The 324-nt window shown below is 57.4% G+C and carries 1 protein-coding gene; it reads right to left on the bottom strand.

The window, feature by feature from the left end; translation table 11 throughout:
* Window positions 1-20: 20 nt before the first annotated feature.
* The coding region (locus P2081_RS20595; RefSeq protein ID WP_278924651.1) for a reeler domain-containing protein at window positions 21-324 on the bottom strand (304 nt) is incomplete at its 5' end.

Here is a 324-nt window from a genome sequence, read left to right as displayed (position 1 = left end):
GCCTTACTGACGTCCTTTCTTCATTTAACAGAGAGAGCAGCCGCCTTGTGACGGACCCAGAACTTCAGTTTGGTTTCAGCCACAGTTACGAAGAAGTTGACATTTCCCTTGAAGTTGGTGGGAGGAGTCCAGATGAGAGTGACACTCTTCTTGGGGTCGGGGCTGTTGTGGGAGCCGGTGTCGTTGTCGGCGCTGCAAGTGACCGTCCGAGCGTTGTCACCCTTCGGCTGGAAGGTGCCGAGAGGAGTCGGAGAGTTGCCGGACCTCGCCTGCACCATGAACGCAGCGAACGTCGGTCCACCGGCCTTCTGTCGGATGGTGAAC

Origin of the sequence: Pseudophaeobacter profundi, from assembly GCF_029697505.1 — a bacterium.
Lineage (GTDB): Bacteria > Pseudomonadota > Alphaproteobacteria > Rhodobacterales > Rhodobacteraceae > Pseudophaeobacter > Pseudophaeobacter profundi.
The sequence above is the reverse complement of the archived record's forward strand: the minus strand, read 5'-3'. Positions and strand labels throughout refer to the sequence as shown.